This window comes from Cupriavidus basilensis (assembly GCF_008801925.2).
Classification (GTDB): domain Bacteria; phylum Pseudomonadota; class Gammaproteobacteria; order Burkholderiales; family Burkholderiaceae; genus Cupriavidus; species Cupriavidus basilensis.
The window spans coordinates 1,618,744-1,638,054 of record NZ_CP062804.1 but is presented as its reverse complement, the minus strand read 5'-3'; the positions used below and the strand labels follow the sequence as shown (position 1 = coordinate 1,638,054).

Genomic DNA, 19,311 nt, shown 5'->3' with positions numbered 1-19,311 from the left:
GGCCAGCTGACATAGCCACCTGACGCAAGACGTAGCCGGTAGCCCCGGCTACGCTGCTTTTTGCGTCGCATTTTTGCATCGCATCCTGGCGGCGTACCGAGAGCAAATAACTAGCAGGCCTGGCGACGCATCCATCGGTGCGCGGACGGTGCCAGCAGGAGACGAGGACATGCAGATGCAAGCACCAGGCATTGCGTGCCCGCCAGCGACGACCGTGGCGCCTGGCGCCCGGGACGGAGCCGGACGGGTGATGTGGCTCACCCCCGACAGGCTGTTCTACGCCGGCCTGCTTGGCTCGCCTTCGGTCCGCACCATGGGTGGGCTATTGATTTATGTGGCTTTGCGCGCACCCATCCGCATCCGGTTTGACGACGGGCCCTGGGCATCCACGGAACTGGCGGTGGTGCCGGCGTACATGCCGCACTCGGTTGCTTGCGACGACCGCATGATCTGCGACCTCGCACTGGAGGCGGAGAGCATCGACCTGGCGCGCCTGCCGCCGGTGATACGCGAGCGGGCAGGGCCGGTGGACGATCCGGCCTTTGTGCGCCATGTGCGGCAGGTGCATGCCTACCTGAGCGAGCGCGGCCGGGAGCTGGAACTGCAGGCGGACAGCTTCGACCAGATCTTCTTCGGGCACGCGCTGGCGCCGCGCAAGCTGGACCCGCGTATCGAGGCCGCGGTGCAACGCATCCGCAACGCGCCGTCGGCCACGGCCACGGCCGAGTCATGCGCCGCTTCGGCCCATCTGTCCTTCTCGCGCTTCCTGCATCTGTTCAAGGAGGATGTCGGCACGCCGTTCCGCAGCTTCCGGACCTGGAAGCGCGCCCGCAGCCTGCTGCATTACGTCACCCAGGACTCCAACCTAGCCCATGTGGCGCTGGATGCGGGCTATCCGGACTCCACCCACTTCAGCCATTCCATCCGCCAGGTCTACGGGCTCAAACCCAGCGATATCTTTGCCGGCTCGCGCAAGCTCGCCCTGATTGGCGAGCGTGTGGAGGTGGGCGGCGGCATGCCGGGCTAGGCGGGCCGGGCAGGGGTATCCGGCGCGTCCTCCGTGCGCAAGGCCGCCTTGTGGATCTTGCCGGCCGGCGTGAGCGGCAGCGCATCGCGCAGCACCACCTGGCGCGGCACCTTGTAGTCCGCCAGGCGGGTCCCGCAGTACGCGCGGATTTCCTGCTCGGAGACCTGGCAGCCAGGCTTGGGCACGATGTAATAGCGGCCGATCTCGCCCAGCACCGGGTCGGGCACGCCAATGCCGGCGACCATCATCACCGCCGGGTGGCGCGCGATCACGCCTTCGATCTCGGCCGGATAGACGTTGAAGCCGCCCTGGATATACATATCCTTCTTGCGCCCCTTCAAGTGGATATAGCCGCGTTCGTCCACGTAGCCCAGGTCGCCCGAGTGCAGCCAGCCCTGGGCATCGAATCCATCCTCCCCGGCCGCGCCGCCCACATAGCCCGGGCAAACGCCCGCGCCACGGAAACAGAGCTCGCCGATTTCGCCCGTGGCCAGGCTTTCGCCAGCAAACGAAACCACCCGTACCTCGGCGGTATCGAACACGCGGCCAATCGATTGCATCAGGTCCTGTCGCTGCGCGTCCCAGGGCGTCATGACGATCGCGCCAGAGGATTCCGAGAGGCCATACAGGTTCATCACCGTCGCCTGCGGCATGCGGGCCTGCAACTGCTCCAGCAGGGCCGCATCCACCGTGGCGCCGCCCACGATCACGAGCCGCACGGAGGAGAAATCCACCTTGGCGGAGTCGGGATGCATCAGCAGCAGCGTGGCCATGGTCGGCACGCCCGAGAAGATGGTGGGCGGGTGCTCGCGCATCCTGGCAAGCACCAGGTTTGCCTTGAAGGCTGGCACGAGGTCGCAGGTACCGCCGCCAAGCAGGAAGTTCAGCACCCCGCAGGTGATGCCGCCCACATGGTTCAAGGGCAGGGCCAGCTGGAGCTGGTCGGCCTCGGTCGTGCGCACATGGCGCGCTTGGGCCAGGGCTGCCGCCAGCATGCTGCGGTGGGACAGTCCCGCGCCCTTAGGCCGCCCGGTGGTGCCTGAGGTGTAAATCACCATGGCCTGGTCCTGCGGCACGACCTGCGCCTCGGCGGCCTCCAGCACGGCCGGGTCCGGCGCGGTGGCCAGCAGCATGGAAAGCCGCAGCGAGCTGGTGTCGGCCGGTGGCGCCGTTTCGATTGCGTCGATTGCGTTGATTGGGTCGATCAGCACCACATGCGACAAGCCCGGCATGCGCGGAGCCAGCCGTGCCAGCATGCCTGGAAAATCAAAGCCCTCGCACTCCGGCACCGTGAAGACCGCCTTGACCGCGCTGTCGTTGACCATATGCTCGATCTCGTTATCGCGGTAGCGCACGCTCAGGCCCACCACCGCCACGCCGATCCGGCTTGCGGCAAAGAACAGCTGCAGCCACTCGATCTGGTTCAGGCCAATCACGCCGATGCGCTCGCCACGGGCGATGCCCAGGCCAAGCAGCCCACAGGCAAGCCGCGCGGAGCTGGCCTCCATCCCGGCAAAGGTGTGGGCCTGCGGCCCGCAGCGGTAGGCAGTGCGCTGGCCCCACCGCTGGCTGGCCTGGCGAAGGGCGGCACCAATGGTGGCGGGCGGCGGGTTGGCAGTCATGCGGACTCTCCTGGCGTTGGATGGCAAATTGGATGCGGCAAAGACCCGGGGCAGGTCAGAGCGGCAAGCGTAGCCAAGTCGCGTGGGGCAAGGCTTGCGGAAAGTGGCTGGGTCGCTGCGTAGGGCGGCAGCGTCGTCTCTGTGGACGTAGATTAAGCGCGAATCAAACACGGATTACGCATGACATGGGTAATTGATGATTACCCACTAAATTGGTATTTGCAATTTACCCATGTAGTTTGTAAAGTGAGATTACGCATTGGATGGGTAACTTCGGATCACCAAGATGAAACAGCTGCTCACCACCCCCAGCCAGCTCGGGCAAGTGCTGCAATCCGCACGGCGCGCCGCCAAGCTGTCGCAGACGGACCTGGCCGCGCGGCTGGATGTCAGCCAGAGCCGCATCTCCCATATGGAACTCAACCCGGGCAGCATCAGCGCCGACCAGTTGCTGGCGCTGATCAGCGTCCTCGGCCTGGAACTCGTCGTGCAAGACAGGCACGCGGCAGGCACCGAAGCCTCGCCGGTGGAGTGGTAGCCATGGGCCGCAGATCGCATGCGCGGGCGTTGTCGGTATGGGCCAATGGCGAGCGGGTGGGGACGTGGCGCATCCCCACGCGGGGCGACATGGAGTTGCAGTACGACCCCGGCTGGCTGGCCTCGCCCGCCGGACGCCCACTTTCCCTGTCGCTTCCCTTCGGCGTCGATACCTCCCCGCTCAAGGGCGACCGGGTGCGCAACTACTTCGACAACCTGCTGCCCGACAGTGACGCCATCCGCAAGCGCCTGGCTACGCGTTTCAAGGCGGCAACCACGGAAGCCTTCGACCTGCTGGAAGCCATCGGCCGCGATTGCGTCGGCGCCGTGCAATTGCTCGGCGAGAACGAACAGCCGGCGGGCCATGACCGCATCGAAGGCACCCCGCAGTCCGACGCCGATATTGAAAAACTGCTGCGGCAGACGGTCAGCCCCACCGGCATGGGCGCACAGGAAGATGACGAAGACTTGCGCATCTCCCTGGCCGGCGCGCAGGAAAAGACCGCGCTGCTGTGGCACGGCAACCAGTGGATGAAGCCCCACGGCGCCACGCCCACCACGCACATCCTCAAGCTGCCGCTTGGGCTGGTGGGCAACAAGCGGGCCGACCTCAGTACCTCGGTCGAGAACGAGTGGCTCTGCCTGGCCATCCTCGCCGCCTACGGCCTGCCGGTGGCGCATAGCGAAATCAAGACCTTCGCCAGCCAGAAGGTCCTGAGCGTGCAGCGCTTCGACCGGCAGATGCATTCCTCGGGAGGCTGGATCCTGCGCCTGCCGCAGGAGGATTTCTGCCAGGCGCTCGGCGTCGCCCCACACCTGAAGTACGAGGCGGATGGCGGCCCTGGCATGCGCGACATCGCCCAGATCCTGCGGCAATCGACCCATGCCGACGAAGACCTGGAGACCTTCCTCACCACGCAGATCCTGTTCTGGATGCTGGCGGCGCCCGACGGGCATGCCAAGAATTTCAGCATCCGCCTGCTGCCTGGCGGGCGCTACCGGATGACGCCGCTTTATGACGTGATGTCGATCTGGCCGGTGGTTGGCTTTGGGGCAAACCAGTGGTCATGGCACAAGGCCAAGCTGGCCATGGCGGTGGCCGGCAAGAACCGGCACTACCTGTTCAAGGACGTGCAGCGCCGGCATTTCAACGCCATGGCGCCCAAGTGCTTCCACGGCCCGGATGCCGAAGGCATCGTCCAGCGGCTCATTGCGCAGACGCCGGCGGTCATTGCCACGGTCAGCGCCGCCTTGCCGGGGGGCTTTCCGCAAAAGGTGGCGGACAGCATCCTGCAAGGGCTGGAGGCATCCGCCCGGCAGCTCGATCGCATGCCGCCCGGCTAAGCGGTTGGTTGGGGAGTTTGGGTTTGCCGGGGCCAACCACTTTGCGCAAGACGAAGCGCACGGCGCGGCCTATGGTCGAGGGATGCCGGCTTGCATGCCGCACGCCACCCCCGACCCGAACGCCCACTGACAGCCCCACTGACAGGACCCACGATGAGCCTCCTGACCCTGCCGCCCCTGGCGCACTATTTCACCGCCGAGCATGAGCAGTTCCGCAGCACGCTGCGCGACTTCGTCGCCCGCGAGATCACGCCCTACGTGAACGACTGGGACGAAGCCGGGACCTTTCCCCGCTCGCTATACCACCGCGCCGCGGAAGTCGGCCTGCTCGGGCTGGGTTACCCGGAACACTTCGGCGGCACGCCCGGCGACATCTTCTATCACCTGATCCAGGCCGAAGAGTTTGCCCGCTGCGGCTCCGGCGGCGTCAACGCATCGCTGCACTCCCATTCCATCGGCGTGCCGCCCATCGTCGCGGCCGGCAGCCAGGCGCTGCAGGAACGCGTGCTGCCCGCGGTCATCGCTGGCGACAAGATCGCGGCCCTGGCCATTACCGAGCCCGGCGGCGGCTCCGACGTGGCCAGCCTGAAGACCACCGCCGTGCGCGACGGCGACCACTACATCGTCAACGGCGAGAAGACCTTCATCACCTCCGGCATGCGCGCCGACTTCATCACCACCGCGGTGCGCACCGATCCCGCCAACAAGGGTGCGGGCGGCATCTCCCTGCTGCTGATCGAAGGCAACCCGCCCGGCCTGACCCGCACCGAACTCAAGAAAATGGGCTGGCTCGCCTCCGACACCGCCCACCTGCACTTCGACAACTGCCGGATCCCGGCCGCCAACCTGATCGGCGAAGAGAACCGCGGCTTCCAGGTCATCATGCGCAACTTCAACGCCGAGCGCCTGGGGATGAGCGCCAGCGCCTATGGCTACGCCGAAGCCTGCCTGCAGGAAGCACTCGACTGGGCGCGCCAGCGTAGCACCTTCGGCCACCCGCTGGTGGAGCGACAGGTGATCCGCCACAAGCTGGTCGACATGGCCCTGCGCATTGAAGCCGCCCGCAACCTCGTCTACGACCTCGCTTACCGCGTGCAGCATCAGGCCGGCGACCCGGCGCAACTGGTGGCGCGCACCTGCATGGCCAAGATCCAGGCCACCCAGGCCATGCAGTTCTGCGCCGACCAGGCCGTGCAGATCCTGGGCGGCATGGGTTTCATGCGCGGCACCCTGAGCGAGCGGGTGTACCGCGAGGTCAAGGTCATGATGATCGGCGGCGGGTCGGAGGAAATCATGAAAGACCTGGCCGCGCGGCAGTTGGGGTTTTGAGGAGGGCATTCGTCCAGGGAAGCGCCCAAGCCTTCCCGCGACACGGATCAGCCCCGTCGCGCCACCTTATAATCCGACCGGAGAATCCACCGCTGGCGCTGCCGGCGGGCGCGTCCTGGAACCGGCCGAATGCCTTCGTACCCCCTTGTCCTCTGCCTCACCTTTGCGGTCGTCGGAAGCCTGACGGTTGCCGTCGCCACCTGGACGCGGCGGGACGATCCCATCGTCAAGGCCTTCCTGGCGCTGGCCCTGGGGAGCGCGCTATGGAGCGGCGGCCGCCTGCTCGAGTTGAACTCCGTCGACCTGGAAACCCGCATCTTGTGGGCCAAGGTGCAATATGTCGGCATTGTCGCCGTGCCCATCGGCTGGCTCTGCGCCATGGTCCAGCTCAGCCGGCCAAGATTCGTCATCCCCTGGTCTCTGCTCTCGCTGCCCATCGTCATCAATATCGTGACGCTGGCCCTGGTCTTTACCAACGAACGGCATCACCTGATCTGGACATCGATCCGGCTGGTGCCGGGGGGCGCGCCGCCGGGCGCCGTCTTCGGCCATGGCCCGGGATACGCCGCGGTGGCGGCCTACACCTACCTGCTGTTGCTGATCAGCGTTTACTTCCTGCTGACAGCCCGGGTGCCAAGCAGCAGCCTGACCCGCGGGGGAAGGGCGGTGCTTGCGGGCGGCCTGGCGTTGCCGCTGGTGGCCAATATCGCGTACTTGCGCGGATGGACGGGGCCGCTGGGCGGTGACCTGACCCCCGCCACCTTCGCGGTGACGGCGGTGCTGGTGTGGGTATGCGCGCTGCGCCGGCACCTGGATGACGTTGGCCACTACGCCAGGCTCAGGGTCTTCGATGCCTTGCAAGAGGGCTGCGTGATCGTGAATGCCAACGACATCATCGTCGACTTCAACCCTGCCGCCCGGCGCCTGCTGGTGGAGGTGGAGCGGGGCAGCGCCTTTCCGCCTGCCTGGCGGGACGCGATTGCCGCCAGCCGCGGCGGCGCACCCGGCAGCGGCGGCTCGCACCTGATTTCACAGGCGCGTGTCGAGTACGAGCTCACCGTGGATACGGTGCGCAACCTGCACCGGCAGCCGGTCGGGACCATTGTCTTCCTGCGCGACGTCACGCGCTTTCGCTCGCGCGAGCACGCGTTGACGGTGGAAAACTCCAGCCTGGCGGTGCGGCTCGGCGAGACCGAGGAAAAGCTCTCACGCATCGAGGCGGACCTGTATCGCGATGCGCTCACCGGCGCGCTCAACCGGCGCTACTTCCAGCGCGAGGCTGCCGCCGCGATCGCCGACGCGTTTGAGCGCGGCATTCCGGTCGGCCTGCTGATCATCGACGTCGATTACTTCAAGCAGTACAACGATCTGCACGGCCACGTGCACGGCGACGAATGCCTGCGCCGCATTGCCGCCGCCATCGGCGAAGCCATGCGCAACGGCCCCGGCGACTTCTGCGCCCGCGTTGGCGGCGAAGAGTTCGTCATCGTGCTGCCGGCGATCGCGCCCGCCGAGACGAGGGAAATCGGCTTGCGCCTGCTCAATGCCGTGCGCTCGCTGGCGCTGCCGCATGGCGGCTGGCCGGAGCACCCGTGCGTCACCATCAGCGTTGGCGCAGTTTGTGAAATCCCGGCGTCGCCGTCGCTGGAGTTCCTGCTAGAAAAGGCCGACGCAGCCATGTACGAGGCCAAGCGCAACGGCCGCGACCGCTTCATGATGCACGACCCGGTGGCGTCGCCTGTGTACCCGGGCTGAACGTCTTTCATGGATTGGCCTGACCGGCCATCATCTCAGGAGTACCCCGCTCATGTCATTCGGCGAATCCGCAGCCATCTACAACCAGGCACGCCAGTCCTACAGCACGGCTGTGATGGACAAGGTCGCAGATATTTTGGCGGCAGCACAAACGCCAGCCATCCTCGACATCGGATGCGGCACGGGCATCGCCACCCGGCAACTGACCGCGTGCGGTTTTCGCCCGGTCGGGATCGACGTTGACCCGGACATGATCGACGAGGCGCGCCGGCTGGGGCAGGCGGGCGCGTACCACGTAATGGGCGCCGATCGCCTGGATTTTGCCGACGCGGCATTTGGCGGGGCTACCGCCTTCGGCGCGTTCCACTGGTTCTCGGACGATGCATCGGTGCGCAACATACGCCGCGTATTGATGCCGGGCGCGGCCTTCGTCGTCGTCAACAAGAACGACGCGGGCGATTTTCGCGAGGCCATCGTTGACATCGTCGGCCGCCACGTGGCCCTGAGCCAGGCGCGGCCCAAAGCCGAGTACCAGCCCGCCAGGACGCTAGCCGCCGGCGGCTTTCACGCGGTCCGGGAAGAGCGGATCCAAACGATGGAGTCGCTCTCCATCGACCATGCGGTTGCGCACGCACGGTCGATGCGCTTGTGGGAAGAGGTGCCGACATCGCGCCACGCCGCCATCGAGGCTGAGCTGCGTGACTACGTGGGACGTCATCTTGACGCATTCGGCATGTTGCCGCGGCCGCTGGTCGTGACCGTAGTCTCGGGATGCCGGTAGCGGCCGGGCGGGCGGCCACACTGGCCCCAAGCAAGCCCGCCGAGGCCCGAACGCAATTCCACTGCGTGGAAATGCAGGGCTGTATTCGACCATATTTGCGCTTAATCTGGGTTCATCGATAAGCGACGGGTAGGGCAAAAAATGGCGCCTGTCCCGTCAAGAAACCCGGACGGAGACGCAAGTGCCTAAATCATTCCCCCTCTTCAGCAGGGCGCTGGCCACGTTGGCCATTGCGCTTGCCGCCACGGGCGCGCTGGCGCCAGCCGCCAACGCCGCAGCCTTCCCGGAAAAGCCCATTCGCCTCGTCGTGCCCTTCGCCCCGGGCGGTGGCACCGACCTGATCGCCAGGACCATGGGCGTGACGATGTCGCAGGATCTCGGCCAGCCGGTGATCATCGACAACAAGCCGGGTGGCGGTACCATCATCGGCTCCGACACGGTGGCCAAGAGCACGCCGGATGGCTACACCATGGTAATGGCCACGTTTGCGCACGCGGTCAACCCGAGCATCCACGCCAAGCTGCCCTATGCCACCGACAAGGCATTTGCGCCGGTGATGCTGGTAGGCCAGTCGCCCAACGTGCTGGTGGTTCGCCCGGACAGCCCCTACAAGACGGTGCAGGACCTGATCGCTGCCGCCAAGGCCAAGCCAGGGAAAATCTCGTTTGCCTCGCAGGGCCCTGGCACCTCCGCGCACCTCGCGGGTGAACTGTTCAAGTCACTGGCCAAAGTCGACCTCAATCACATTCCCTACCGAGGCGCCGGCCCAGCCATCACCGACTTGCTGGGCGGCCAGGTGGATGTGATGTTCGCCACGGCCTCCGCAGTCGGGTCGTTGCTTGAGAACGGCAAGCTGCGCGCGATCGCGGTGACCACGGCCAAGCGCTCGACAAGCCCGGTGCTGGCGAAGGTGCCCACCATCGCGGAAAGCGGCGTGCCCGGTTACGTGGCCGAAAGCTGGTACGGGCTGTTCGTGCCGGCAGGCACGCCCGCCCCGGTGATTGCACGCCTGAACGCCGCCGCCAGGAAAGCGGTGCAGACCGAGGCGTTCCGCAAGCGTGCCGAAACCGAGGGCCTGGAAGTCAGCGCGGGAACGCCCGAGGAATTCGGCCGCTATGTGCGCGCCGAGGAGGTTCGCTGGAGCCGGGTGGTCAAGCAAGCCAACATCACCGCGGAGTAGTCCGGCAGCCCTTGATTGCGCATCGGCACGCAATACAGAGAACACCAAGCACAAAACACAAAACACAAGGTAAAGAGACCCACCATGAACACCACTTCACTGATCACGCTCGACGTCGACGCCGGGATCGCCACGCTGACGCTGAACCGCCCTGAGAAGCGCAACGCCATGACCGACGACATGCGCACCGAGCTGATCGCCGCCCTGGAGCACGTCACGCAGGACAAGGCCATTCGGGCGCTGGTGCTCACCGGCAACGGTAAAGGCTTCTGCGCAGGCGGCGATGTGGCCGGCATGCAGCGGCGCATGGATGCGCCGGCGGGCGAGGTTGCATTCAACGGCTGGTCGCGCCAGCAACGGGTACACCATACCGTGGCGCTGCTGCACAACATGCCCAAGCCCACCATTGCCGCGGTCAATGGCGCCGCCGCCGGGCTCGGTGCCGATATGGCCATGAGCTGCGATTTTGTGATGGCCTCGGAAAGCGCCAGTTTCGCCTGGTCGTACATCCATCGTGGCCTGATCCCCGACGGCGGCGGCATGTACTTCCTGCCTCGCCGCACCGGGCTGTCCAAGGCCAAGGAGCTGATCTTCAGCGGGCGCAAGGTCGATGCCGCAGAAGCCCTCCAGCTGGGCATCGCGGATCGCGTGAGCGAGCCGGAGGCGTTGTTGACCAATGCCCGGGCCTGGGCGGCGGAGCTGAGCCAGGGCTCCGCAACCGCCCTGGCGCTGGGCAAGTCCATCCTGAACCAGGCCTTCGAGTTGCCGGCCGAGCAGGTATTCGCACAGGGCAGCCAGGCACAGGGCATCTGCTACACCAGCGCCGAGCATCGGGAATCCGTGCAGGCATTCCTGGCCAAGATGGCTGGAAAGGAACAGGCCTGACACCATGGAAGCAGATAACGCAGATAACGCACTCTCCGCCATCGCCCGCCTGGTCAAGCCGCGCAGCGTCGCCATCATCGGCGCATCCGCCGATGCGGCCAAGACCGCCGGGCGCCCGGTCGCTTACCTGAAAAAACACGGCTTCGCCGGCGCCATCTACCCGGTCAACCCGAAGGTGGGCGAGATCGACGGCATCCGCTGCTATGCGGATATCGACGCGTTGCCGGAAGTGCCGGATGTGGGCATCGTCCTGCTGGGCGCGCAGCGCGCCCACCTGGCCGTGCGCGAACTGGCCGCGCTCGGCACCGGCGCCGCCATCGTGCTGGCCAGCGGCTACTCGGAGACGGGCGCCGAAGGCGCGCGCCGCCAGGCGGAGCTGATCGAGGCAGCCGGCGCCATGCGCCTGCTCGGCCCCAACACCATCGGCCTGGTCAACCTCACCGACAATATCCCGCTTTCCGCCAGCGGGGCGCTGGAGATGGATCATTTCCCCGTCGGCAACATCGGCGTGGTCTCGCAGAGCGGCGGCATCCTTGGCGCCTTGCTCTCTCGCGCCGCCGCGCGTGGCATCGGGCTTTCCAAGCTGGTTTCCACCAGCAACGAAGTGGATCTCGACCTGGCCGATTTCATCGACTACCTGGCGGATGATGAGGCCACCCGCGTGATTGCGCTGTATGTGGAAAGCGTGCGCCATCCCGACCGATTCCGCGCCGCCGCGCTGAAGGCGGCCAGGGCAGGCAAGCCGGTGGTCGCGTTCAAGATCGGCCGCTCCGAGGCGGGGGCCCGTGCCGCGGTGTCGCACACGGGCGCGCTGGCCGGCGCGGACCGGATGTACGACGCGCTGTTCCGGCAAGCCGGCGTGATCCGCGCGCAGACCTTCGCGGACCTGCTCGACATGCCCGCCGCGCTCGCCACCGGCAGGGCGCTGCGCGGCAAGCGGGTGGCCATCCTGACCTCGACCGGCGGCGCCGGCACGCTGGTGTCGGACAGCCTCGGCTTGTCCGGCTTCGAGACGCCCGCGCCGGATGAAGCCACCGCGCAACGGCTGCGGGCGCTGCAGCAGGGCGATCACGCGGCGCTGGATCGCAACCCCATCGATGTCACCCTGGCAGGCCTGCAGCCGGACCTGCTGCGCGGCGCAATCCGGGCGCTGCTGGATAGCCCGAGCTATGACGCCGTTGCCATCATCGTCGGATCGTCCGGCCTGGCCATGCCAGACCTGATGGCCGGCGCGATCCAGGAATGCCTGCCCACCAGCGACAAGCCGGTGGTGGCCTTCGTCAGCCCGCATGCGCCGCAGGTGGCCAGCCTGCTGACCGCGCGCGGCGTGCCCGCATTCAGCGCGCCCGAAAGCTGTACAGCCGCGCTAAGCGCCATGCTGCGTGCCGGGCAATGGCGCGAGACGCCCGACGTCCCGGCCCCGGCGGCAGCCCGCATCACAGGGGAGCTGCCGCACGGCGCGCTGGATGAGGCAGCGGCAAAGCAGCTCTTCGCGCGCTTTGGCATCCCGTCGGTGCGCGAGCGCATCGTACGCAATGGGCAAGAAGCCAGCGACGCCGCCGATGCCCTCGGTGCCCGCGTGGTCCTTAAGATCCTCAGCGCCGAGATCACGCACAAGAGCGATGTGGGCGGCGTCGCCGTCAACCTGACGCCGCAAGACATAGCGGCGCGGCTGTCGGCGATGGCCGACGACGTGCGAGCGCACACCGGCGTGGTGCCCCAGCGCTTCCTCGTCCAGGAGATGGTCACCGGCGGCGTGGAGATGATCCTTGGCATGCACCGCGACGCGCTCGGCACCGCGATCCTGCTGGGCATGGGCGGCGTGACCGCGGAGCTGTTCAAGGACACCACCATGCGCATGCTGCCGCCGGCCGGCGGGCTGTCGCACAACGAAGCACTTGGCATGATCCAGGAACTGAAAACCTGGCCGCTGCTGGACGGCTTCCGCGGGCGGCCCAAGGCCGACGTTGCGGCGCTGGCCGATGCCATTGTGGCGTTTTCCGGCATGACGGCCGCGCTGGGCGAGCAGTTGGTGGAGGCGGAGATCAACCCGGTCTTCGTGCTGCCGGCATCGCAAGGCGTGCTAGCGGCAGATGGCGTGGTTGTGATGGCGGGCTGATGGCAGTGAGCCGGGCAGGGGAGTCTGGCATAGTGATGCTCTCCGATACTGCAATTCCGGCAGTCGGAAATCAGCCCCACCCTGGAGCATGACCTTGGATCCCGAACTGGCGTTGTCGCGGGCGCGTGGCAGGGCGAGCAGCACGTCGGCCAATCGCTCGCTCGAGCGCGGCATGGAGATACTCCGGGCGTTTCGTGCGGGCTCGGAAGTGCTGGGCAACGGCGACCTGGCCGAACGCACCGGCCTGCCGCGCTCGACCGTCAGCCGACTCACGCAAAGCCTGGTCGAGGCCGGCTTCCTCCTGTACGACGCCACGCTGCGCGCTTACCGGCTTGGCCCGCCGGTCCTGAGCCTGGCGCACGCCATGCGCACCGGCTCTGCCGTGCTGCAGGCAGCAGCCCCGTTGATGCGCGAGCTCGCGCAAAGCCAGCACATCAACGTCGGGCTGGCCATGGCCGACCGCGACGAGATGGTCTACCTGGAATCCATCCGTTATAGCCGCAAGGTTTCGCTGCGCAGCGTGGTGACCGGGCAGCGTGTGCCCATGGAGCTGACCTCGCTGGGACGCGCTTACCTGGCCGCGGCCCCCGAGCAGGAAACCAAGGCCTTGCTGGACGGCTTCGGCAGGCGCCTGCGCGCTAACTGGCCCGCACTGTCACAAGACATCGAGCAAGCCATCGGGCAGGTGCGCAAGCAAGGCTGGTGCATGGCGAGCTGGCAGCCGGAAGTGGTCGCGCTCTCCACGCCGCTGGTGTTCAAGCGCTACGCCATCCACGTGCTGAACGTCAGCACCACCACGCAGGCAACGCCGGCCAGCGCCGCACGCATTCTCAAGCCACACCTGATGAAGCTTGCCGCGCAGATCCGCAGCGCGGTGGGCGATGAGGCCGTGTAGCAGGCGGCTCACGCCTTTGGCTTCAGCACGAACTGCAGCGCCATGACCACGCCCACGAACGTTGCGTTCTTGTACGTCAGATGCGTGAGCACCAGCCGGTAGTTGAAGTTGTTGAGCGAACGGAAGGTGCCTCTCACCGGCTACCGCCCTTTTCGAGCAGATCGATGATCTCGCGGGTTGTGCCGGTCTCCCCCAGCCTCGGGAAAATCCGCGCAATGCTGTTCGTGTGCGCATCCAGGCTCATGTCGGTCATGGCATCGACGGCGAGAGCAACGTTGAACCCAAGCTCATACGCTTGGCGCGCGGTCGACTCCACGCCGATGCTGGTCGCAACGCCAGCAAGCACCACCTGCGTCACCCCCAGCTTTCTCAGTTGCGCCTCAAGATCGGTATTGGTGAATGCTCCCCAGGTCCGCTTTGTCACGGTGTGGTCAGCCGGCTGCCGGTTCAACTCGGGCACCAGATCGACCCATCCGGCGGGAAGATCGCCAAGCCTGCGTCCCTGTTCGGTACGGCCGGGAGCGCCGCCGGCAACGTTGACCAGCACAACTGGCAGGCCGTGGCCGCGGAACGCGGCGGCAAGTGCCGCAGACTGCTTCACGACTTCGTCGACCGGGTGCACAACGGGAAGCGAGACGATTCCCTGCTGCAGATCGATGACAACGAGAGCGGCCTTTGGATCAAGAACGGTGACTGGCATGGTGTTTTCTCTCGGTCGACAGGGACTACGGTCGGAACTACGGCAGGGACTTCGGCAAGTCCGGAGTGGGGCGCTGGCCAGGACCTTGAGAGAGCCTCGTCACGAGTCGGCCAGTCGTTTGAGCAGGGCGATGCCGGCCGCAAGCTCCTCTTGCTCCGTCGCCGCGAGTTTTGTCCGGATGGCACGGAGCAGCCAGTCTTCGCGCGCTGCCCGGGTCGCCAGGATCATCTCCCTCGCGTCAGCCGTGAGCGACAAAATGGTCTGCCGCCCGTCGACCGGATCCGGCGCACCGCTCACCAGCCGGGCGGCTTCCAGGACGGCAACCGTGGCGCCCATGGACTGCGACCGCACACCCTCGGCCCGCGCCAGGGTTGTCACGGTGGCCGGACCGTCGCGCTCCAGGCGGCCCAGAACCGACATCTGGGCCCAGGTGAGATCGCCCGGATGCACCTCTTCACGCAGGCGGCGCCTCAACTGGCCGATCACGATACGAAGATCGGTTGCCAGCGCGGATGCGCGAGCAACCTGCGGATCATCTTGCTTGTGGTTGGAATGCATCTCCCCAATATAGTCGATGCGAAGGAAAACTACAAAGGTAACCTTCTTATTTTTCTCAGGTCCGTCATGATTGACGCTCAGGGAGATCCAGCAAGGTCATCGTCCACCAGCGCTTCCGTGTCTGCATGCGCGCGAACAGGGCTCAGTAGCTCAGCCGCAGGCCCAGGCGCACAGTACGGCCGGCGCCGGGCATGACCCACACGCTGCTATAGGAGCTGGCGTAGTAGGTCTTGTCGAACACGTTGTCGACGTTAAGCGTCACGCGTACCGTCTTGCTGTATTGCCAATAACCCAGCACGTCGGCCAGCGTGTAGGCGGGCAGCGAGAAGCTGTTCTGCGAGTCGCCGGAGCGCTTGCCGACATAGCGGATGCCGCCGCCCACGCCGTAGCGCTGGCCGATGGGGGCCGCATCCTCGTACACCGCCATCACGCTGGCGCTGGTGCGCGGGATGTTGACCAGCGGCGTGCCGGCGGCGAGCGTGCTGTCCTGGGTGATTTCGGCGTCGGTATAGGCAAAGTTGCCGGTCACGCGCCAATGCGTGCCGAGCTGCCCGGACGCGTCGAGTTCCACCCCGCGGCTGCGCGCCTCGCCGGCGGCCACCGAGTAGGAGGGATCCAGCGGGTCGGTGGTCAGCACGTTGCGCTTGCGGATCTCGAAGACCGACAGTGTGGCGCCGAGACGGCGGTCATCGCTGTCGAGCTTCACGCCGGCCTCGACGGCCCGCCCGTGTTCTGGAGAAAACGGGTTGCCGGCGGAATCGGTGCCGGTATTGGGGCGGAACGAGCGGCTGGCGTTGGCGAAAAGCGAGACGTTGTTGCTGGCCAGATAGGTGAGGCCGATGCGCGGCGAGACTGCGCTCTGATGCTGGCTGGCACTGGTGCCGGCAAGGCGGTTGTCCAGCGACTGGTTGTAGGCATCGAAACGCACGCCGGCCAGCAGGCGCCAGCGTTCGCCCAGCCGCAGCTGGTCCTGGGCATAGAGGCCGAGATTGGTCTGGCGCTCGTAGGTGTCGGTGTTGGCTGCCAGTGTGGGCGGGGTCTGCCCATAGACCGGGTTGTAGATGTCGATGGCATAGGGCGCGCTGGCGCTGGGGTTCTTGCGCAGTTGCACCTGGGTGTTGCCGAAGCGGTAGGCGTCCACGCCGACGATCAGCTCGTGGCCGATCGCGCCGGTGGTGAACTTGCCGGTCATGTCGGCCTGCAGCGAGACGTCGTCGGACTGGTAGTCGCGATAGCGACGCTGGCGTCTCAGGGTACGCTGGTCTGCGGACAGCGCGCTGGCCTCGGTGGAGTAGCCCACCAGGCTGCCGCCGCGGTAGGCCGCGGCCAGGCGGCCCTTCCAGTCCGGCGAGAACTGATGTTCAACACTCAACTGGTGCGACTGGCTGTCGAGGCGGATGTCGCTGTCGTTTGGCTCGCCGAGGAAGCGCGAGCGCGGTATGGCGCCCAACTGCCCGTTGATGGCCACCACGCCGCGGTCCAGCGGGATGGTGTAGCGCTGGAACTCGGCCGCGTACTGCACGATGGTGTCAGTGCCCAAGGTCCAGGTGAACGACGGCGCCACAAGGTAGCGCTTGCTGTTGATGAAGTCGCGCGTGCTGCCTTCGTGGTCGCCCACGGCGATCAGCCTCCCGGCCACGTTGTCGCTGATGGCGCCGGTGACGTCGGCCGACGCGCGGTAGCCATCACGGCTGCTGACCTCCATGTCGTAGGTCTGGCTGGGCTTGAACTGTGGCTGCTTGGTGATGACGTTGATGCTGCCGCCGGGTTCACTGTTGCCGTACAGCGAGGAGGTCGGGCCCTTGAGCACCTCCACGCGTTCGATGGTGGCTGCGTCGCGCGGCGCGGTGAAGCCGCGGTTGGCGGCAAAGCCGTTGACGAGGTAGCCAGCGCCAGTGTTCTCGTTGCCGGTGAAGCCGCGTATCGCGTAGTTGTCCCACAGGCCGCCGAAGCTGTTCTGGCGCGACACGCCGCTGGCGTAGTCGAAGGTCTGGTCCAGCCGCGTGGCGCCAATATCGTCGAGCAGCTCGCGCGGCAACACGCGCACGGATTGCGGCACCTCGCGCAGCGGGGCCTCGGTGCGCGTCGCGCCGGTGGAGGAGGAAGGCGCGTAGGTCTTGTCGGCGGTGCTGACCACCGAGACTTCGGGGAGCATCGTCGCGCTCGCCTCCTCGGCATCGGCGAGCGGCGCGGTGATCGCCGTGGCGGCGGCCAGGGCGGCGAGGGGACTGCGTCGTCGTTGGCTGGCTGGAGTGACAAAAAGTATCGGCATGTTCGGATCAGAGGAAAGCGCTGGTGCTGGGTAGCGCGTTGAGGATTCGGCAGTGGCGCGACGCGAGACGGCCGGTCCCAACGGGTGGGCCAACGTGATTGACTTCTTATTGCAACAGGGTTGCATTATAAGGGTCTTCTCCATCACTTGTGTGAAATTTTCCGGAGCCGCGGCGCCATGCCACAGGGTCGACATGCCGGCAAGCAGGGCTGGGGGCTAAGCCGCTTCCACCAGCCGGTGCAGTGTGGGGTTGCGTGCCACATCCCGGCTGCACGCGATATGAGCGCGCAGCGTCCCGCGCGCACCCGGGCAATCGCGCGCGACGATCGCCTGCAGAACGCCTGCATGCTCATCGTAGGTAGCCACTATCCGTGGCCGCTGTGTGAAGTCCAGACGTCGGATGATGCGGATCTTTTCGGTGACGCCTGCGTGCATGCAGGCCATTCATGGCGCGGCCGTTTCGAAATGGTGCAGCGGCTCCGCGCCGCTCGTGGTGCGCTGAAGGTGCCCATTGCCGAGCCGCTGAAGAATTTCCAACCACATGGGCACCCATGACGGGCTCCATGGCGCTGGAAGCCGTCAAGCTTGCGCTGGCCAAACTCGGACATTTGAGCTTAGCCAGATGGGAGTGCGGTCATTCTGATTTGGCTCTTACACAGAAAATGCCTTCAAATGTCGTATCCCGCCCCGGCCCCCGCCGCGAGCACGCGGCCGTCTGAAACCGGCCGGCGGTTGGGGGGCGCCGTTGCCGTCGGAAGCGCATCCGGACCAGTGACAGCTCGCGCCTAACCCTTCCGGCACATCCCTTGCACAACGAACGACCAGTTCACCGGATCGGTCGGCTTGCTTTTCACCTCGGCGTAGTAGGCCATGCTATTTTCGTCGAGCGGCATGAACACCTGCGTGCGCAGGCCCGTGATCGTGTTGGGCGGAACCGCTGGCACGATCCAGTCCGCGTACATGGTGCCTGGGATGGTGGTCGGGGATGAGAAGCCCAGCAGGTTGTTGGCTTCGTTCAGCGCCAGCGAGGCAACCTGCCCGGTCCCGGCACTGGTGACCGCACCCGCGCCGGAGATGGTCAGCGTCTCCTGCTGCATCGAGCCATCCAGCGCGGCACGGATGCCGATGCCCGTGACAGCGGCATATGACACGCCGGGCTGCCGGCAGACCCATTGCCCGGCTACCTGACTCGCCGTCAGCGTCTGGGCGGGCCGGAAGACGCCCGTTCCCGTGACGCGGTTGCCGCCGGTATCGAGTTGAAGGTGGTCGAGGTACAGCGAGGTCACGCCGTTCGTCCTCAGTGGGAACACCTGTCCCCAGACCTTCCCCCCCAACGTCAGCGTGTAGGCGCCCGGGTAGCGCGTCTGGTCCGCCAGCGCGAGTGTGCCGGCAAGGCCCATATTGCAGGTGTCGCTGTACGGGCCAGCCTGGCACATCCGCACGGTGCCATCGGCACCCACGCGCATCTGTCCGCCCATGCCGTACTGCACCTGGAGGTTTCCGGACCTCGTGTAGTACGTGGATTGCCCGCGCAGGAACGTGTAGGTGCCGGCCACCTCAGCGGGCGGCACCGGCGTGCTGGCACTGCTTGCTGTGACCTGACCCGACAGCTTGCCGTCGCCGAGCTGTTTCGGCAGGCCGGAGATCTCGCCCGTCAGTGTGGTGCCCGACACCGTGAACGACGCGGTCACTGAGCCCAGCAGCGCGGTTACGAATGCCGGCGGCGGCTCGGCACTGTCAGCCTCGAGCGCGCTGACCGTGTAGACGCTGCCGTTCTTGACGTAGTGGCCGATCACCGCACCGGCCAGGCCAAACGCCGAATCGGAGAAGCGGATCCGCACCTGGCCCGCGACTGGGGCATCGAGCGTCACGGCAAGCGTGTCGCCAAAGCTGATCACGCCCAGGTACGTCACGGCCTGTGGCATCGCCGGCGTCTCCGGATTGCCCGGGGTTACGGGGGTTTCCGGCGTGGATGGCGTCACTGCGCCGCCGTTACCGCCACCACTGCCCGTGCCGGTCCCCGAGTCGTTTCCGCCATCCCCGCCGCACGCGCCCAGTACAACGCTGACCGCCACGGCCGCCCATGCCTTCGCCAAGTGTTCCAGTTTCATCTGCGCCCCTTTCCCCGTCCGTTAGTCTGCTGACTCGTCGCCCCTGTTGTTTTGGTGCATGCCCGCGCGCGCCGTCTTTGCATACGGTCCCGTGCGTGCAACAATCCGGCTGGATCATAGCCTTGGGTTTCCGGGCTGTATGTCCCCAAATCGTGCGACATCGCGTCATGCCCCATGATCGCGGGGGCATAGCGGC

General features: G+C 66.5%; 17 protein-coding genes. 10 read left to right on the top strand and 7 right to left on the bottom strand.

The window, feature by feature from the left end; translation table 11 throughout:
• The first annotated feature begins 169 nt into the window (after positions 1–169).
• Complete coding sequence (locus tag F7R26_RS28135) at positions 170–1,027, top strand: AraC family transcriptional regulator (protein ID WP_241754766.1); 858 nt, start codon at positions 170–172, stop codon at positions 1,025–1,027.
• Here the strand turns inward: F7R26_RS28135 and F7R26_RS28130 are convergent.
• Positions 1,024–2,649 carry a class I adenylate-forming enzyme family protein gene (locus tag F7R26_RS28130; RefSeq protein WP_150984554.1) on the bottom strand — a complete coding sequence of 542 codons (1,626 nt, stop codon included), beginning with the start codon at positions 2,647–2,649 and terminating at the stop codon, positions 1,024–1,026. The two genes, F7R26_RS28135 and F7R26_RS28130, sit on opposite strands and share 4 nt — an antisense overlap.
• Positions 2,650–2,935: 286 nt before the next feature.
• Between F7R26_RS28130 and F7R26_RS28125 the strand changes: the two genes are divergently transcribed.
• The 9 genes from F7R26_RS28125 (at position 2,936) to F7R26_RS28085 (ending at position 13,474) form a co-directional block, all read left to right on the top strand.
• On the top strand, positions 2,936–3,187 hold the full coding sequence (locus tag F7R26_RS28125) for a helix-turn-helix domain-containing protein (RefSeq protein ID WP_150984555.1): 252 nt from the start codon (positions 2,936–2,938) through the stop codon (positions 3,185–3,187).
• A gap of 2 nt (positions 3,188–3,189) precedes the next feature.
• Positions 3,190–4,530, top strand: a complete 1,341-nt coding sequence (locus F7R26_RS28120; RefSeq protein WP_150984556.1) for a type II toxin-antitoxin system HipA family toxin — start codon at positions 3,190–3,192, stop codon at positions 4,528–4,530.
• Positions 4,531–4,683: 153 nt separating this feature from the next.
• Positions 4,684–5,859: an acyl-CoA dehydrogenase family protein gene (locus F7R26_RS28115; RefSeq protein WP_150984557.1), complete on the top strand. Its 1,176-nt coding sequence runs from the start codon at positions 4,684–4,686 to the stop codon at positions 5,857–5,859.
• 129 nt (positions 5,860–5,988) lie between these two features.
• Positions 5,989–7,614: a histidine kinase N-terminal 7TM domain-containing protein gene (locus F7R26_RS28110; RefSeq protein ID WP_150984558.1), complete on the top strand. Its 1,626-nt coding sequence runs from the start codon at positions 5,989–5,991 to the stop codon at positions 7,612–7,614.
• Between the two features lie 52 nt (positions 7,615–7,666).
• Positions 7,667–8,395: a class I SAM-dependent methyltransferase gene (locus F7R26_RS28105; protein WP_150984559.1), complete on the top strand. Its 729-nt coding sequence runs from the start codon at positions 7,667–7,669 to the stop codon at positions 8,393–8,395.
• Positions 8,396–8,576: 181 nt separating this feature from the next.
• Entirely contained in the window at positions 8,577–9,575 is a 999-nt protein-coding gene (locus F7R26_RS28100) for a tripartite tricarboxylate transporter substrate binding protein (RefSeq protein WP_416351369.1), read from the top strand.
• Positions 9,576–9,659: 84 nt separating this feature from the next.
• Entirely contained in the window at positions 9,660–10,460 is an 801-nt protein-coding gene (locus F7R26_RS28095) for an enoyl-CoA hydratase/isomerase family protein (RefSeq protein WP_150984560.1), read from the top strand.
• A 4-nt stretch (positions 10,461–10,464) separates the two neighbouring features.
• Positions 10,465–12,579: an acetate--CoA ligase family protein gene (locus F7R26_RS28090; RefSeq protein ID WP_150984561.1), complete on the top strand. Its 2,115-nt coding sequence runs from the start codon at positions 10,465–10,467 to the stop codon at positions 12,577–12,579.
• Positions 12,580–12,673: 94 nt separating this feature from the next.
• Complete coding sequence (locus F7R26_RS28085; protein WP_193692259.1) at positions 12,674–13,474, top strand: IclR family transcriptional regulator; 801 nt, start codon at positions 12,674–12,676, stop codon at positions 13,472–13,474.
• Positions 13,475–13,482: 8 nt separating this feature from the next.
• Here F7R26_RS28085 and F7R26_RS41520 read toward each other — a convergent pair whose 3' ends face one another.
• The 6 genes from F7R26_RS41520 to F7R26_RS28060 form a co-directional block, all read right to left on the bottom strand.
• Positions 13,483–13,611, bottom strand: coding sequence for a hypothetical protein (locus F7R26_RS41520; protein WP_277820377.1), 129 nt, complete (start codon positions 13,609–13,611; stop codon positions 13,483–13,485).
• On the bottom strand, positions 13,608–14,174 hold the full coding sequence (locus F7R26_RS28080) for an isochorismatase family protein (protein WP_150984563.1): 567 nt from the start codon (positions 14,172–14,174) through the stop codon (positions 13,608–13,610). Before F7R26_RS28080 ends, F7R26_RS41520 begins: the two co-directional genes overlap by 4 nt.
• A 99-nt stretch (positions 14,175–14,273) precedes the next feature.
• A complete protein-coding gene (locus tag F7R26_RS28075) occupies positions 14,274–14,732 on the bottom strand; it encodes a MarR family winged helix-turn-helix transcriptional regulator (protein WP_150984564.1) in 459 nt (152 codons plus the stop codon).
• A gap of 142 nt (positions 14,733–14,874) precedes the next feature.
• The gene (locus tag F7R26_RS28070) at positions 14,875–17,004 is read right to left on the bottom strand and encodes a TonB-dependent siderophore receptor (RefSeq protein ID WP_150984565.1); all 2,130 of its coding nucleotides are present in this window, start codon (positions 17,002–17,004) and stop codon (positions 14,875–14,877) included.
• Positions 17,005–17,220: 216 nt separating this feature from the next.
• Positions 17,221–17,439 carry an FCD domain-containing protein gene (locus F7R26_RS41635; RefSeq protein WP_338404734.1) on the bottom strand — a complete coding sequence of 73 codons (219 nt, stop codon included), beginning with the start codon at positions 17,437–17,439 and terminating at the stop codon, positions 17,221–17,223.
• A gap of 350 nt (positions 17,440–17,789) precedes the next feature.
• Entirely contained in the window at positions 17,790–19,115 is a 1,326-nt protein-coding gene (locus tag F7R26_RS28060) for a hypothetical protein (protein WP_150984567.1), read from the bottom strand.
• Positions 19,116–19,311 lie beyond the last annotated feature (196 nt).

Coding starts and splice junctions, on each gene's coding strand:
- F7R26_RS28115 (WP_150984557.1), top strand. CDS start 4,684: ATGAGCCTCCTGACCCTGCCGCCCCTGGCGCACTATTTCACCGCCGAG.
- F7R26_RS28125 (WP_150984555.1), top strand. CDS start 2,936: ATGAAACAGCTGCTCACCACCCCCAGCCAGCTCGGGCAAGTGCTGCAA.
- F7R26_RS28075 (WP_150984564.1), bottom strand. CDS start 14,732: ATGCATTCCAACCACAAGCAAGATGATCCGCAGGTTGCTCGCGCATCC.
- F7R26_RS28095 (WP_150984560.1), top strand. CDS start 9,660: ATGAACACCACTTCACTGATCACGCTCGACGTCGACGCCGGGATCGCC.
- F7R26_RS28070 (WP_150984565.1), bottom strand. CDS start 17,004: ATGCCGATACTTTTTGTCACTCCAGCCAGCCAACGACGACGCAGTCCC.
- F7R26_RS28110 (WP_150984558.1), top strand. CDS start 5,989: ATGCCTTCGTACCCCCTTGTCCTCTGCCTCACCTTTGCGGTCGTCGGA.
- F7R26_RS28060 (WP_150984567.1), bottom strand. CDS start 19,115: ATGAAACTGGAACACTTGGCGAAGGCATGGGCGGCCGTGGCGGTCAGC.
- F7R26_RS28130 (WP_150984554.1), bottom strand. CDS start 2,649: ATGACTGCCAACCCGCCGCCCGCCACCATTGGTGCCGCCCTTCGCCAG.
- F7R26_RS28080 (WP_150984563.1), bottom strand. CDS start 14,174: ATGCCAGTCACCGTTCTTGATCCAAAGGCCGCTCTCGTTGTCATCGAT.
- F7R26_RS28135 (WP_241754766.1), top strand. CDS start 170: ATGCAGATGCAAGCACCAGGCATTGCGTGCCCGCCAGCGACGACCGTG.
- F7R26_RS28120 (WP_150984556.1), top strand. CDS start 3,190: ATGGGCCGCAGATCGCATGCGCGGGCGTTGTCGGTATGGGCCAATGGC.
- F7R26_RS28105 (WP_150984559.1), top strand. CDS start 7,667: ATGTCATTCGGCGAATCCGCAGCCATCTACAACCAGGCACGCCAGTCC.
- F7R26_RS28090 (WP_150984561.1), top strand. CDS start 10,465: ATGGAAGCAGATAACGCAGATAACGCACTCTCCGCCATCGCCCGCCTG.
- F7R26_RS41635 (WP_338404734.1), bottom strand. CDS start 17,439: ATGCACGCAGGCGTCACCGAAAAGATCCGCATCATCCGACGTCTGGAC.